At 68.0% G+C, this 14118-nt stretch carries 12 protein-coding genes and 1 riboswitch; of the genes, 10 read left to right on the top strand and 2 right to left on the bottom strand.

The window, feature by feature from the left end:
- Nucleotides 1-31 precede the first annotated feature (31 nt).
- Nucleotides 32-1408 (bottom strand): cysteine desulfurase/sulfurtransferase TusA family protein, encoded by a 1377-nt coding sequence (locus tag OHN74_RS10880; RefSeq protein ID WP_327694344.1) that lies wholly within the window; start codon nt 1406-1408, stop codon nt 32-34.
- A gap of 342 nt (nt 1409-1750) precedes the next feature.
- Between OHN74_RS10880 and ctaC the strand changes: the two genes are divergently transcribed.
- From ctaC to OHN74_RS10860, 4 genes are all read left to right on the top strand, one after another.
- Complete coding sequence (gene ctaC / locus OHN74_RS10875) at nt 1751-2743, top strand: aa3-type cytochrome oxidase subunit II (RefSeq protein WP_327694342.1); 993 nt, start codon at nt 1751-1753, stop codon at nt 2741-2743.
- Entirely contained in the window at nt 2740-4476 is a 1737-nt protein-coding gene (ctaD, locus tag OHN74_RS10870) for an aa3-type cytochrome oxidase subunit I (RefSeq protein WP_327694341.1), read from the top strand. The genes ctaC and ctaD overlap by 4 nt, the downstream gene beginning before the upstream one ends.
- Entirely contained in the window at nt 4473-4871 is a 399-nt protein-coding gene (locus OHN74_RS10865) for a cytochrome c oxidase subunit 4 (RefSeq protein WP_053743865.1), read from the top strand. Before ctaD ends, OHN74_RS10865 begins: the two co-directional genes overlap by 4 nt.
- Before the next feature lie 130 nt (nt 4872-5001).
- The gene (locus OHN74_RS10860) at nt 5002-6264 is read left to right on the top strand and encodes a L,D-transpeptidase (protein ID WP_327694340.1); all 1263 of its coding nucleotides are present in this window, start codon (nt 5002-5004) and stop codon (nt 6262-6264) included.
- 17 nt (nt 6265-6281) lie between these two features.
- Here OHN74_RS10860 and OHN74_RS10855 read toward each other — a convergent pair whose 3' ends face one another.
- Nucleotides 6282-6683: a hypothetical protein gene (locus OHN74_RS10855; RefSeq protein WP_327694339.1), complete on the bottom strand. Its 402-nt coding sequence runs from the start codon at nt 6681-6683 to the stop codon at nt 6282-6284.
- A 189-nt stretch (nt 6684-6872) separates the two neighbouring features.
- Here OHN74_RS10855 and ctaE point away from each other — a divergent pair, with 189 nt between their 5' ends.
- The 6 genes from ctaE (at nt 6873) to OHN74_RS10825 (ending at nt 14031) form a co-directional block, all read left to right on the top strand.
- Nucleotides 6873-7493, top strand: coding sequence for an aa3-type cytochrome oxidase subunit III (ctaE, locus tag OHN74_RS10850; RefSeq protein WP_053743868.1), 621 nt, complete (start codon nt 6873-6875; stop codon nt 7491-7493).
- An 83-nt stretch (nt 7494-7576) separates the two neighbouring features.
- On the top strand, nt 7577-8389 hold the full coding sequence (gene qcrC / locus OHN74_RS10845) for a cytochrome bc1 complex diheme cytochrome c subunit (protein ID WP_327694338.1): 813 nt from the start codon (nt 7577-7579) through the stop codon (nt 8387-8389).
- Nucleotides 8386-9453: a cytochrome bc1 complex Rieske iron-sulfur subunit gene (gene qcrA / locus OHN74_RS10840; protein WP_327694337.1), complete on the top strand. Its 1068-nt coding sequence runs from the start codon at nt 8386-8388 to the stop codon at nt 9451-9453. The genes qcrC and qcrA overlap by 4 nt, the downstream gene beginning before the upstream one ends.
- Nucleotides 9450-11090 (top strand): cytochrome bc1 complex cytochrome b subunit, encoded by a 1641-nt coding sequence (gene qcrB, locus OHN74_RS10835; RefSeq protein WP_327694336.1) that lies wholly within the window; start codon nt 9450-9452, stop codon nt 11088-11090. Before qcrA ends, qcrB begins: the two co-directional genes overlap by 4 nt.
- 144 nt (nt 11091-11234) lie before the next feature.
- Nucleotides 11235-12299 (top strand): anthranilate phosphoribosyltransferase, encoded by a 1065-nt coding sequence (gene trpD / locus OHN74_RS10830; protein ID WP_327694335.1) that lies wholly within the window; start codon nt 11235-11237, stop codon nt 12297-12299.
- An 88-nt stretch (nt 12300-12387) separates the two neighbouring features.
- Nucleotides 12388-12505: riboswitch (SAM riboswitch) on the top strand.
- Nucleotides 12506-12669: 164 nt separating this feature from the next.
- Nucleotides 12670-14031 (top strand): aminotransferase class V-fold PLP-dependent enzyme, encoded by a 1362-nt coding sequence (locus OHN74_RS10825; RefSeq protein WP_327694334.1) that lies wholly within the window; start codon nt 12670-12672, stop codon nt 14029-14031.
- The last annotated feature ends 87 nt before the right edge of the window (nt 14032-14118 follow it).

Below are 14118 nucleotides of genomic sequence, written 5' to 3'. Positions count from 1 at the left end.
GATACAGCCCCGCGCCCCTAAAAGCAGTCGGTCAGCTCAACCGGCGGATCAGGTATGCCGTTCCCTTTTCCGCCGGTTGCTCGCCCATGTACTCCTGGGCCCGCATCTCGCACCACGCGGGAATGTCCAGGCGGGCCGCCTCGTCGTCCGAGAGGACGCGGATGGTGCCGCCCACCTGGACATCGCCGATGACCTTTGCCAGCTCGATCACCGGGACCGGGCACCGCTTGCCGAGCGCGTTCACGACGAGCGCGTCCTTCTCCCGGACCGTCACCGGAGCCGGCGCGCCCAGCTTCTCCCGTACGGTCGCCACCGCGCCCGGCAGCACGGAGAGGAACCGGTCGACCTCCTCGGCCGGGGTCCCGACCGGCAACGACACCCGCACGTTTCCCTCGCTCAGCACCCCCATCGCCCTCAGCACATGGCTCGGCGTCAACGTGCTGCTCGTGCAGGACGAGCCGGAGGAGACGGAGAAACCGGCGCGGTCCAGCTCGTGCAGAAGTGTCTCCCCGTCGACATAGAGACAGGAGAAGGTGACGACACCGGGCAGCCGCCGCACCGGATCGCCGACCACCTCCACGTCCGTCACCAGCTGCGGCACCCGCACCCGGATCCGCTCCGTCAGCTCCCGCAGCCGTACCGCCTCCTGGGCCGCCTCGGCCCGTACCGCGCGCAACGAGGCCGCCGCCGCGACGATCGCCGGAAGGTTCTCGAACCCGGCCGCCCGCCCCGACTCCCGCTCGTCCACGGGCCCCTGAACCGCGAACCGCACCCCCTTGCGCACGGCGAGCAGTCCGACGCCCGAAGGCCCACCCCATTTATGGGCACTGGCGGCCAACAGCGACCAGGACCCCGGAACCGCCGCCCACCCCAGCGACTGCGCCGCGTCCACGAACAACGGCACCCCGGCCGCCCGGCACACCTCGGCCACCTCGGCCACCGGCTGCTCGGTCCCCACCTCGTGGTTGGCCGACTGAAGACACGCCAGCGCCGTGTCGGCCCGTACGGCGGCCTCGTACGCCTCGACGGCCACGGCACCGGCGCGATCCACCGCGGCCGTCGTCACCGCACCGCCCGCCGCCTCCCATTCCTCCGCCGAATGGAGCACCGACGAGTGTTCGACCGCTGACACGATCAGGTGACGTCCGACGCGACGACGACCCGCGAGAGCGCCCGCGACACCGGTGTGCACGGCCCGCGTACCCGACGAAGTGAAGGTCAGCTCATCAGGACGGCACCCCACCGCCTCGGCGGCGGCCTCCCGAGCGGCGTCCAGCAACATCCGGGCCCGCCGCCCCTCCCTGTACAGACGTGCGGGATCCGCCCACCCCTCGTCGAGGGACGCCAACAGGGCCTGCCGGGCAACGGGATGGAGGGGGGTCGAGGAGGCGGCATCGAAGTAGGACACGAACCAACGCTAAGTCCTCGACAAGGGGAAGCGGCCCCACCCGAAGGGGCGCGGGGAACTGCGCGACAAGCCACGACGCACCCGCACCCGCCGAACCACAGACCCTCCCACCCCGCCAGGCACCCCGATCTCCCGTCAGAAAGCAGCCCCAGCCGGGCATCCCACCCCGTTAGGGGTGACCCCCGGCGCGTTGGGGACCCTCCCCGCGCGACCCCAAATTGCGTCCAGTAGGGTTTGGTCCGCATAAACATCCAAACCCCTGCCCGACGCAGGGCGGCGACCGACCCCGAGAAGGCAGGCCGCAGCCGATCCGCGCGGGCGAGACTCTCGGGAAGGCGCTACGTGAGTCCCAACGGCTCCGACCTCCCCCACGCCCTGGGGGGCGCGGGCGGTACCCCCACGCCGCGGCGCCCGTTGCGGCGGAAGCTGCTGCAGGCATTGACTGCGGGCCTGGTCCTGGCGACCGCGACCGGTTGCACATACAAGGACTTCCCCCGCCTTGGTATGCCCACCCCGACCACGGAAGAGGCTCCGCGGATCCTCTCCCTGTGGCAGGGATCCTGGGCAGCCGCGCTCGCCACCGGCGTGCTGGTCTGGGGCCTGATCCTGTGGAGCGCCATGTTCCACCGGCGCAGCCGCACCAAGGTCGAAGTACCTCCGCAGACCCGGTACAACATGCCCATCGAGGCGCTGTACACCGTGGTTCCGCTGATCATCGTCTCGGTGCTCTTCTACTTCACGGCACGTGACGAGTCGAAGCTCCTCGACACCTCCAAGAAGCCCGACCTGACGGTCAACGTCGTGGGCTTCCAGTGGAGCTGGGGCTTCAACTACATCGAGAACGTCGAGGGTTCCACCGGCGACGCGAACACCGACGAGAACCTGGCCGCCATTCCGGACCGGTTCAAGAAGGACTTCCCGGCCAACGCCGGCGGTGTCTACGACGTCGGCACTCCCGGTACGAAGAACCCGCAGACCGGCAACCCCGGCCCGACCCTCTGGCTGCCCAAGGGCAAGACGGTCCGCTTCGTCCTCACCTCGCGTGACGTCATCCACTCCTTCTGGGTGGTGCCGTTCCTGATGAAGCAGGACGTCATCCCGGGCCACACCAACGCCTTCCAGGTGACCCCCAACAAGGAGGGCACCTTCCTCGGCAAGTGTGCGGAGCTCTGCGGCGTCGACCACTCCCGGATGCTGTTCAACGTGAAGGTCGTCTCCCCCGAGCGCTACGAGCAGCACCTCAAGGACCTCGCCAAGAAGGGGCAGACCGGTTACATTCCCGCCGGCATCGCGCAGACGAGCCACGAGAAGAACCGGGAGACGACGAACCTGTGAGCATCACCAACGAACCCCAGGGTGCCGTCGCAGCTGAGGACTCGTACGAGAACGAGCTGCCGGTACGGCGCAAGCAGCCCGGCAACGTGGTCATCAAGTGGCTGACGACCACTGACCACAAGACGATCGGCACGCTGTATCTGGTGACGTCGTTCGCGTTCTTCTGCATCGGTGGCGTGATGGCGCTGTTCATGCGCGCCGAGCTGGCCCGGCCGGGTCTGCAGATCATGTCGAACGAGCAGTTCAACCAGGCGTTCACGATGCACGGCACGATCATGCTGCTGATGTTCGCGACGCCGCTGTTCGCCGGTTTCACCAACTGGATCATGCCGCTGCAGATCGGCGCCCCCGACGTCGCGTTCCCGCGGCTGAACATGTTCGCCTACTGGCTGTACCTGTTCGGCTCGACGATCGCGGTCGGCGGCTTCCTCACCCCCTCCGGTGCTGCCGACTTCGGCTGGTTCGCCTACTCCCCGCTCTCCGACGCCGTCCGCTCCCCGGGCATCGGCGCCGACCTGTGGATCATGGGCCTGGCCTTCTCCGGCTTCGGCACCATCCTCGGCGCGGTCAACTTCATCACCACCATCATCTGCATGCGCGCACCCGGCATGACCATGTTCCGCATGCCGATCTTCGTGTGGAACGTGCTGCTGACCGCGGTCCTCGTCCTGCTCGCCTTCCCCGTTCTCGCCGCCGCGCTCTTCGCGCTGGAGGCGGATCGGAAATTCGGCGCACACATCTTCGATGCCGCCAACGGTGGTGCCCTGTTGTGGCAGCACCTGTTCTGGTTCTTCGGGCATCCGGAGGTGTACATCATCGCGCTGCCGTTCTTCGGCATCATCAGCGAGGTCATCCCGGTCTTCTCCCGCAAGCCGATGTTCGGCTACATGGGCCTGATCGGCGCGACCATCGCCATCGCCGGCCTGTCCGTGACGGTGTGGGCCCACCACATGTACGTCACCGGCGGAGTCCTCCTGCCGTTCTTCTCCTTCATGACGTTCCTCATCGCCGTACCAACAGGCGTGAAGTTCTTCAACTGGATCGGAACCATGTGGAAGGGGTCCCTGTCGTTCGAGACCCCGATGCTCTGGGCCACCGGCTTCCTGATCACCTTCACCTTCGGCGGCCTGACCGGTGTCATCCTGGCCTCGCCGCCGATGGACTTCCACGTCTCGGACTCCTACTTCGTGGTGGCGCACTTCCACTACGTCGTCTTCGGGACGGTCGTGTTCGCGATGTTCTCCGGCTTCCACTTCTGGTGGCCGAAGATGACCGGCAAGATGCTCGACGAACGCCTCGGCAAGATCACGTTCTGGACCCTGTTCATCGGCTTCCACGGCACCTTCCTCGTCCAGCACTGGCTGGGCGCCGAGGGCATGCCGCGCCGGTACGCGGACTATCTCGCGGCGGACGGTTTCACCGCGCTGAACACGATCTCGACGATCAGCTCGTTCCTGCTCGGTCTCTCCGTGCTCCCGTTCCTCTACAACGTGTGGAAGACCGCGAAGTACGGCAAGAAGGTCGAGGTCGACGACCCGTGGGGCTACGGCCGTTCGCTGGAGTGGGCCACCTCGTGCCCGCCCCCGCGGCACAACTTCCTCACCCTGCCGCGGATCCGCAGCGAATCCCCGGCCTTCGACCTGCACCACCCTGAGATCGCGGCGCTCGACCAGCTGGAGAACGCCGGGCACGGCGAGAAGGCTCTCGCGGGCAGCAAGGAGGCGGGCAAGTGAAGGTCCAGGGCAAGATGTTCATCTGGCTCGCCGTCTTCGTCCTCGCCATGGCGATCGTCTACGGCGTGTGGTCGAAGGAGCCGGCGGGCACCACGGCGCTCTTCCTGGCCTTCGGCCTGTGCATCATGGTCGGCTACTACCTGGCCTTCACGGCCCGGCGGGTCGACGTGGGCGCCCAGGACAACAAGGAAGCGGATGTCGCGGACGACGCCGGCGAGGTCGGGTTCTTCAGCCCGCACAGCTGGCAGCCGCTCTCACTGGGCATCGGCGGCGCGCTTCTGTTCCTGAGCGTCGCGATCGGCTGGTGGCTGGCGTACTTCGCGGCCCCGATCCTTCTGATCGGCCTGTGGGGCTGGGTCTTCGAGTACTACCGCGGTGAGAACCGCACCCAGTAACACGCTCAGTGCTCAGAGGAGCCCGGACACTCCGTCAGGAGAGTCCGGGCTCCCTCTTTTGCCACACCCTCGTTCCCTCGCACGGATCACCCGACGCGCCGAGGCCGCCGCACGTTCTTAGCGTGAGGGCATGAGGCACTCACCGCGTAACCGTACGGTCGTCAGCTGCACCCTCCTGGTGGCCGCCCTGGGCGCGTCCACCAGCGCCTGCGGCTCCGGCGGCCATCCCCTCTCGGCGAAGCCGTACGACGCGGCTGAGCAGATCTCCTTCGGCGGCTCGGTCGGCGACGGCAAGAAGGCCGACCCGGACAAACCGCTGGAGATCACCTCCGACGACTCCGACGACCGCATCACGGACGTCACGGCCGTCGACGCCACCGGACGCTACGTGGCCGGCGAACTCTCCGCCGACGGCAGCCGCTGGCACAGCACCTCCCCCCTGGCCGCAGGCGCCCGTTACACGGTCCGGGTGAGCACGGAGGACGAGGACGGCGCCCCCGGCCGCGAGACGCGCACCTTCGACACCAGCAGGCCGACCACCAAGAAGCGGCTGAACGTCACCTTCGGCCCGAAGGCGGGCACCTACGGCGTGGGGCAGCCGGTGACGGCCGAACTCAGCGAACCCGTACGGGGAAAGGCGCAGCGCGCGATAGTCGAGCGCGCCCTCAAGGTGGACTCGACCCCCACCACCGAGGGCGCGTGGCACTGGGTGGACGACAAGCAACTCCACTTCCGGCCCAAGGAGTACTGGCCCGCCCGGGCCACCGTCCACGTGCGCAGCAACCTGCCCGGCATCAAGGTCGCCGACCGGCTCTGGGGCGGCAGGGCCAAGCCCCTGACCTTCACCACCGGCGACCGGGTCATAGCCGTCACGGACGCGTCGTCCCACGAGATGACCGTCTACAAGAACGACAAGGTGATCAACACCATCCCCGTCACCACGGGCAAGCCCGGCTTCGAGACCCGCAACGGCGTCAAGGTCGTACTCGGCAAGGAGTACTTCGTACGCATGCGCGGCACCAGCATCGGCATAGCCGAGGGCAGTGCCGACTCGTACGACCTGCCGGTCTACTACGCCACCCGGGTGACCTGGAGCGGCGAGTACGTCCACGCCGCCCCGTGGTCCGTGGGCTCCCAGGGTTCCGCCAACGTCAGCCACGGCTGCACCGGCATGAGCACCGGCAACGCCGAGTGGTTCTTCGACAACGTCCGGGAAGGCGACGTCGTCAAGGTCGTCAACTCCGACGGCAACACGATGGAGACCTTCGGCAACGGGTTCGGCGACTGGAACCTGGACTGGAAGAAGTGGCAGGGCGGAAGCGCCCTCACAACCACTTCTCCAGAGGGCTCAATTCCGGCCAACCAGGTACGCCTGACCCCGGAGAGCATCTGACCGGTCGAACCGGGCCCCTAGGCGCTCAAGGCCTTCTTGACCCGCAGCAAAGAAGCCAACGCCGACGCGAACTCCACCGGATCCACCGGCAGGGTGACCGCCGCCTCGGCCCGGCTCCACGTCGCCAGCCACGCGTCCTGCGGTCGCCCGATCAGCAACAGCACCGGCGGACACTCGAAAACCTCGTCCTTGATCTGCCGGCACAGCCCCATGCCCCCCATGGGCACGGCCTCCCCGTCCAGCACACAGACGTCGATCCCGCCCTTGTCCAGCTCCTTCAGGACAGCGGCGGGCGTCGCACATTCGAGGAACTCGACAACGGGAACGTCGGGAGCGGGTCGCCGACCCGTCGCCAACCGCACCTGCTCGCGGGTGTTGGAGTCATCGCTGTAGACCAGCACCGTGGCGGTCGGCTGCATTGTTCCCTCCGAGACATCAGCGTCGTACGGACAGACGGACCGGGTCCGTTGGGCCGGATGCTACTCCCTCGAACCCCCTGTCAGAACCCCGCTCGGACAGTCGTCCGATGGGCCATACGGGCTGGACACACCCCGCAGACACCCCGAACGGCACCCCCCGGCGTGAGGGCGGGATAAGCGACCGACATAATGTCGGTCGTGGCGACAGCAACGACAGTAGAAACCGGGCACGCGCACCCGTCGGTCAACCGGCCGAACCTCACCAGCGTCGGAACCATCATCTGGCTGAGTTCCGAGCTGATGTTCTTCGCGGCCCTCTTCGCGATGTACTTCACCCTGCGATCGGTGACCGGTCCGGATCACTGGAAGGAGATGGCGTCAAGCCTCAACTTCCCGTTCTCCGCGGCCAACACCACGATCCTGGTGCTCTCTTCCCTCACCTGCCAGCTCGGCGTGTTCGCCGCCGAGCGCGGTGACGTGAAGAAGCTCCGGATGTGGTTCATCGTCACCTTCGTCATGGGTGCGATCTTCATCGGCGGTCAGGTCTTCGAGTACACCGAGCTGGTCAAGAAGGACGGGCTCTCGCTCTCCTCCGACCCGTACGGCTCGGTGTTCTACCTGACCACCGGCTTCCACGGCATGCACGTGACGGGCGGTCTCATCGCGTTCCTGTTCGTCCTCGGCAGGACGTACGCGGCGCGAAGGTTCACCCATGAGCAGGCGACAGCCGCGATCGTCGTGTCCTACTACTGGCACTTCGTCGACGTCGTCTGGATCGGGCTCTTCGCCACGATCTACATGATCAAGTAGCCGGGCCCGCCCGATCCTCACATCGGGTCCGCCCGACACCTCCAGAAGACTCGACGCTGAAGATCCTGACACCGGGGTAATCCGTGAAAAAGCTCTCCGCACGACGACGCCATCCGATGGCGGCGGTCGTCGTCCTACTCATCGCGCTGGCGGCCATCGGGGGGCTGTACTCCGCTGTCGCGCCTACGGGCCAGGCGAAGGCCGATGAAACCGCCCAGTCCCTCACCATCACGGAGGGGCAGAGGCTCTACTCCGTGGGCTGCGCCAGCTGCCACGGCACCGGCGGTCAGGGGTCCTCCGACGGTCCGAGCCTGGTGGGCGTCGGCGCCGCGGCGGTCGACTTCCAGGTGGCGACCGGCCGCATGCCGGCCGCGACCTCGCAGGGCGCGCAGATCCCGAAGAAGAAGAACATCTACTCGCAGGCGCAGATCGACCAGCTCGCGACGTACATCGCGTCGCTGGGCACCGGTCCGTCCGTGCCCACCGAGGAGCAGTACGGCCCCGACGGCGCGGACATCGCCAAGGGTGGCGAGCTCTTCCGCACCAACTGCGCCCAGTGCCACAACTTCACCGGCAAGGGCGGTGCGCTCACGCACGGCAAGTTCGCCCCGGACCTTGAAGGTGTCGCCCCGAAGCACATCTACGAGGCCATGCAGACCGGCCCGCAGAACATGCCGTCCTTCCCCGACACGACGCTGTCGGAGAAGAACAAGAAGGACATCATCGCGTACCTCGACGCGGTCAACGGCGAGGACACCGTGGAGCCCGGCGGCCTCGGCCTGGGCGGTCTCGGACCGGTCAGTGAAGGCCTGTTCGCCTGGATCTTCGGCCTCGGAGCGCTCATCGCGGTCGCCGTTTGGGTCGCCGCTCGGACCGCAAAGGCCAAGAAGTCATGAGTAGCCAAGACATTCCAGAAGAGAACCTGCCCGCTGCGCAGGCCGCATCGCACAACGAGCACGGTGCCGTGGGCGTCGCGGACGAGAAGAACCCGTTCGCGGACCCGGGGCTGCCGCCCCACGAACACCGTGTCCAGGACATCGACGAGCGGGCCGCCAAGCGGTCCGAGCGCGCGGTCGCCTTCCTGTTCACGCTGTCGATGGTGGCCACCGTCGCCTTCATCGCCTCGTACGTGGGCATCCCGCACGACAAGGCGATCTTCGTCTTCCCGATCGGGCACATCAACGCGCTGAACTTCGCGTTGGGCCTGTCCCTCGGGGTGGCGCTCTTCACGATCGGCGCGGGCGCGGTCCACTGGGCCCGCACCCTGATGTCCGACGAGGAGCTCGTCGACGAGCGGCACGCGATCTCCGCGCCGCCCGAGGTCAAGGCGAAGGTCCTGGCCGACTTCAAGCAGGGCGCCAAGGAGTCCGCGATCGGCCGGCGCAAGCTGGTCCGCAACACGATGTTCGGCGCGCTGGCCCTGTTCCCGCTCTCCGGCGTCATGCTGCTGCGCGACCTCGGCACGCTGCCCGGGACGAAGCTGCGCCACACCCTGTGGTCCAAGGGCAAGCTGCTCGTCAACATGAACACGAACGAGCCGCTGCGCCCCTCGGACGTCGCGGTCGGGTCACTCACCTTCGCCAAGCCCGAGGGCCTGGAGGAGGACGACCACGAGTTCCAGACCGAGATCGCCAAGGCCGCCCTGATGATCGTCCGCATCCAGCCGGACAACATCAAGGACAAGCGCGAGCTCGAGTGGTCCCACGAGGGCATCGTGGCGTACTCGAAGATCTGCACCCACGTCGGTTGCCCGATCTCCCTGTACGAGCAGCAGACGCACCACGTGCTCTGCCCCTGCCACCAGTCCACCTTCGACCTCTCCGACGGCGCCCGGGTGATCTTCGGCCCCGCCGGTCACGCCCTGCCGCAGCTGCGCATCGGCGTGAACGACGAGGGCTACCTTGAGGCGCTCGGCGACTTCTCCGAGCCCGTCGGTCCTGCCTTCTGGGAGCGCGGATGAGTACTACGGCAAACACAGACGCGCGTTCGTCGCGCGAGAAGGCACCCGCCGGTGAGCGTGTCGCCGACTGGGCCGACGGCCGACTGGGGATCTACTCCCTGGCCAAGACCAACATGCGCAAGATCTTCCCCGACCACTGGTCGTTCATGCTCGGCGAAGTCTGCATGTACAGCTTCATCATCATCATCCTCACGGGTGTGTATCTGACGCTGTTCTTCCACCCGTCGATGAACGAGGTGGAGTACCACGGCAGCTACATCCCGCTGCAGGGCCAGCTGATGTCCGAGGCGTTCAACTCGACCATGCACATCTCCTTCGATGTGCGCGGTGGTCTGCTGATCCGGCAGATCCACCACTGGGCGGCGCTGATCTTCCTCGCCGGCATGTTCGTGCACATGATGCGCGTGTTCTTCACGGGTGCGTTCCGCAAGCCCCGCGAGGTCAACTGGCTGTTCGGGTTCCTGCTGTTCGTCCTGGGCATGTTCACCGGGTTCACCGGCTACTCGCTCCCGGACGACCTGCTCTCCGGCACCGGTGTGCGCTTCATGGAGGGCGCGGTCCTGTCCGTGCCGGTCGTGGGCACGTACCTGTCGTTCTTCCTGTTCGGCGGTGAGTTCCCCGGCGGCGACTTCGTGGCCCGGTTCTACTCGATCCACGTACTGCTGCTGCCGGGCATCATGCTCGGCCTGATGGTGGCGCACCTGATCCTGGTCTTTTACCACAAGCACACGCAGTTCGCGGGCCCCGGAAAGACGAACAACAACGTCGTCGGCATGCCGCTGCTGCCGGTCTACATGGCCAAGGCCGGAGGCTTCTTCTTCCTGGTCTTCGGTGTCATCGCGGTCATCGCGGCCATCGCCTCGATCAACCCGATCTGGGCCATGGGTCCCTACCGTCCGGACCAGGTGTCGACCGGCGCCCAGCCCGACTGGTACATGGGCTTCTCCGAGGGTCTGATCCGTGTCATGCCGGGCTGGGAGATCAACTTCTGGGGTCACACGCTCGTCCTGGGCGTGTTCATCCCGCTGATCATCTTCCCGCTCGTCCTGGTCGCGATCGCGGTCTACCCGTTCGTCGAGTCCTGGGTCACCGGCGACAAGAGCGAGCACCACATCCTGGACCGCCCGCGCAACGCGCCGACCCGTACGGCCTTCGGCGTCGCGTGGATCACCTGGTACATGGTGCTGCTGATCGGTGGTGGAAACGACCTCTGGGCCACGCACTTCCACCTGTCGATCAACGCGATCACCTGGTTCGTACGGATCGCGTTCTTCGTCGCCCCGGTCCTCGCGTTCATCGCCACCAAGCGGATCTGCCTCGGCCTCCAGCGCCGCGACAAGGACAAGGTGCTGCACGGCCGCGAGTCGGGCATCATCAAGCGCCTGCCGCACGGTGAGTTCATCGAGGTGCACGAGCCGCTCAGCCAGGAGGCCCTGCACACGCTCACCGCGCACGAGCAGTACGAGCCGGCCATGATCGGCGCGACGGTCGACGAGAACGGTGTCGAGCGCAAGGTGAAGGGCACGGAGAAGCTGCGCGCCAAGCTCAGCAAGTCGTACTACGGCGAGGACAGCCAGATCCCCAAGCCGACAGCCGAGGAGTACAAGGAGATCACGAGCGGCCACGGCCACCACTGATCACCTCGCTTCGCCACACACGGCAGAAGGGCCCCGTCCGTACATCGGACGGGGCCCTTCGTCGTGCCGTCGGGCTGGATAGGGTGTTCCCATTCCCACTAGGAGTCCCGCGGAGTCCCGCCGGGACCGATCCAGGAGCGGCAGATGAGCGCTGTGAACCCCGCCGGAGGCGATACCGCGGCGGTCCGTTCCTGGCCCCGCGTGCTGAACGGCCTGCTCGACGGCCATGACCTGAGCGCCGCCGACACCGCCTGGGCGATGAACCTGATCATGCGCGGCGAGGCGACCGACGCGCAGATCGCCGGGTTCGTGGTGGCGCTGCGGGCCAAGGGCGAGACCGTCGAGGAGATCTCGGGGTTCGTCCAGGCGATGTACGAGCACGCCAACGTGATCGAGGTGCCGGGGCCGACGGTCGACATCGTCGGCACCGGCGGCGACGGCGCCAACACCGTGAACATCTCCACCATGTCCGCGATCGTCGTCGCAGGCACCGGCGCCAAGGTCGTCAAGCACGGCAACCGGGCGGCCTCCTCGGCCTCCGGGGCGTCGGACGTGCTGGGGCAGCTCGGGGTCAATCTGGAACTGACGCCCAAGCGGGTGGCCGAGGTGGCGGAGGAGGCCGGGATCACCTTCTGCTTCGCTGCCAAGTTCCATCCGGCGATGCGTCATGTGGGCGCCGCACGCGGCCAGTTGGGCATCCGGACGGTCTTCAACATCCTGGGCCCGCTGACCAACCCGGCCAAGGTCAGGGCCCAGGCGGTCGGTGTCGCGCATCCCCGGATGGCGCCCATCATCGCCGGTGTCTTCGCCGAGCGCGGCAACTCGTCCCTGGTGTTCCGGGGCGACGACGGCCTCGACGAACTGACGATCACCGCCACCTCCCGGGTGTGGGTCGTCCGGGACGGCAAGGTGACGGAGGAGGCCTTCGACCCGCGCGACGTCGGCATCGAACTGGTCCCGGTGGAGGCGCTGCGCGGCGGCGACTCCTCCTACAACGCGGCGGTCGCCCGACGGTTGCTGGACGGCGAGACCGGGCCCGTACGGGATGCCGTGCTGCTCAACTCGGCGGCGGCGCTGGTGGCGCTGGACCCGGGGCCGGGCTCCCTGGCCGAGCAGATCGGCGCCGGGATGGCGAAGGCCGCGCAGGCCATCGACTCCGGGGCGGCGAAGAAGACGCTGGAGCGGTGGTCGGCGGCCACCAACGCGTAGCCGGGGCGCAGCGGTTCCCGGCGGACGGCGTCCCGCGATCCGGACACGGGTTGCGGGACGCCGATCACTTCACGTACGTTCTGTACCAGGTCATGAGTGACAGTCATGAGGCCCCGGCCGACTGTCCGGCAACCCTCCGTCCGTGGCGGGGTGCCCCGGGATGAAGACCAGGCCGTAGGCAGCAAGGCTTACGGCAAGCGCGGGCCCCTCTCGACACCAGGGGTCCTGGTCGTTCGAGGGAGTCTTCCGTGAGCAAGCGAATGCGATAGGGCTGCCGAGCCCCGCCTCCGCACACCCTTTTCACCTTTTTCCTGTGCTGAGCCATGTCCGCTCGCACAGCGATTCCTCTTGCTTCTCACGGGAGTTCGCCATGTCTGTCTCCACCGTTGCCGCCGACCGGACCGTTTGTGCCCCTCTGTCGGTTCTGGGCCGGGATGTCACCGTCCCGCTCGTCACCGGCGGCGAGGTCACCTACGCCGCGCTCGACTACGCGGCCAGCGCCCCCGCGCTCCAGCGGGTCTGGGACGACGTGGCCGCGTACGCGCCCTACTACGGCAGCGTGCACCGGGGTGCCGGCTACCTCTCCCAGCTGTCGACGGACCTCTTCGAGAACGCCCGCAGGACGGTCACCGAGTTCCTGGACTGCCGCGCCGACGACCAGCTGATCTTCACCCGGTCCACCACCGACTCCCTCAACCTCCTCGCCGCCGCCCTCCCCGCCGGCTGCCAGGTCTTCGTCTTCGAGACCGAGCACCACGCCTCGCTGCTGCCCTGGCGGGACGCCCAGGTCACCTACCTCAACGCCCCGCGCACCCCCCAGCAGGCCGTGACCACCCTCCAGGAGGCCCTCGCCGCCCGGGATCCTCAGGGCCCGGCCCTCGTCTGCGTCACCGGCGCCTCCAACGTCACCGGTGAGCTGTGGCCCGTACGGGAGCTGGCCGCCGCCGCCCACGCGCACGGCGCCCGGATCGTCCTCGACGCGGCCCAGCTGGCCCCGCACCACCCGGTCTCCGTCCAGGACCTGGACGTCGACTGGGTCGCCTTCTCCGGGCACAAGCTGTACGCGCCCTTCGGCGCCGGTGTCCTGGCCGGCCGCGCCGACTGGCTGCGCGCCGCCGACCCGTACCTCGCGGGTGGCGGCGCCAGCCGCAAGGTCACGCGGCGCACGGACGGGGGAGTGGACGTGGAGTGGCACGACACCGCCGCCCGCCACGAGGCCGGCTCGCCGAACGTCATCGGCGCCTACTCGATCGCGGCTGCCTGCAACGCCCTCACCGAGGCCGGCTTCGATTCGCTGGTGGCTCGGGAGCAGTACCTGATCGACACCGTGCGGGCGGGGCTGGCCGAGGTGCCCGAGGTCCGGGTTCTCTCGCTCTTCGGTGACGACGCCCCGCGCGTCGGCGTCATCTCGTTCGTCGTCGAGGGGTGGAACAGCTCGCACTTCGCCGCGGCGCTCTCCGCGGAGTACGGGATCGGCGTGCGGGACGGGCTGTTCTGCGCGCATCCGCTGGTGCGGACGCTGCTGGGCAGTGACCCGCAGACGCAGGGGGAGTGCGGTGCTCCCGAGGCCGCTCCCGGGGAGAAGTCGCTGAACGCGATTCGGGTGAGCTTCGGGGCGGGGACGCCGGACGAGCACGTCGAGCGGTTCGTGGGCGCGGTCAGGGAGCTTGTGCGGGACGGGGCTCGGTGGCAGTACCGGACCGAGGACGGGCGGTGCGTTCCGGCGATCTGATCGCCCCCGCCGCCCTTACCCGTCCCATCCCGTTCCTGGGGGCTGCGCCCCCAGACCCCCCTCCGGCCCTGAACGGGCCTTGTCCTC

The organism is Streptomyces sp. NBC_00459, assembly GCF_036013955.1.
Lineage (GTDB): Bacteria > Actinomycetota > Actinomycetes > Streptomycetales > Streptomycetaceae > Streptomyces.
The sequence above is the reverse complement of the archived record's forward strand: the minus strand, read 5'-3'. Positions and strand labels throughout refer to the sequence as shown.

Excerpts from the sequence above, each read along its gene's own strand:
- OHN74_RS10860 (WP_327694340.1), top strand. The coding sequence starts at position 5,002 with ATGAGGCACTCACCGCGTAACCGTACGGTCGTCAGCTGCACCCTCCTG.
- OHN74_RS10855 (WP_327694339.1), bottom strand. The coding sequence starts at position 6,683 with ATGCAGCCGACCGCCACGGTGCTGGTCTACAGCGATGACTCCAACACC.
- ctaE (WP_053743868.1), top strand. The coding sequence starts at position 6,873 with ATGTCGGTCGTGGCGACAGCAACGACAGTAGAAACCGGGCACGCGCAC.
- qcrA (WP_327694337.1), top strand. The coding sequence starts at position 8,386 with ATGAGTAGCCAAGACATTCCAGAAGAGAACCTGCCCGCTGCGCAGGCC.
- qcrB (WP_327694336.1), top strand. The coding sequence starts at position 9,450 with ATGAGTACTACGGCAAACACAGACGCGCGTTCGTCGCGCGAGAAGGCA.
- trpD (WP_327694335.1), top strand. The coding sequence starts at position 11,235 with ATGAGCGCTGTGAACCCCGCCGGAGGCGATACCGCGGCGGTCCGTTCC.
- OHN74_RS10825 (WP_327694334.1), top strand. The coding sequence starts at position 12,670 with ATGTCTGTCTCCACCGTTGCCGCCGACCGGACCGTTTGTGCCCCTCTG.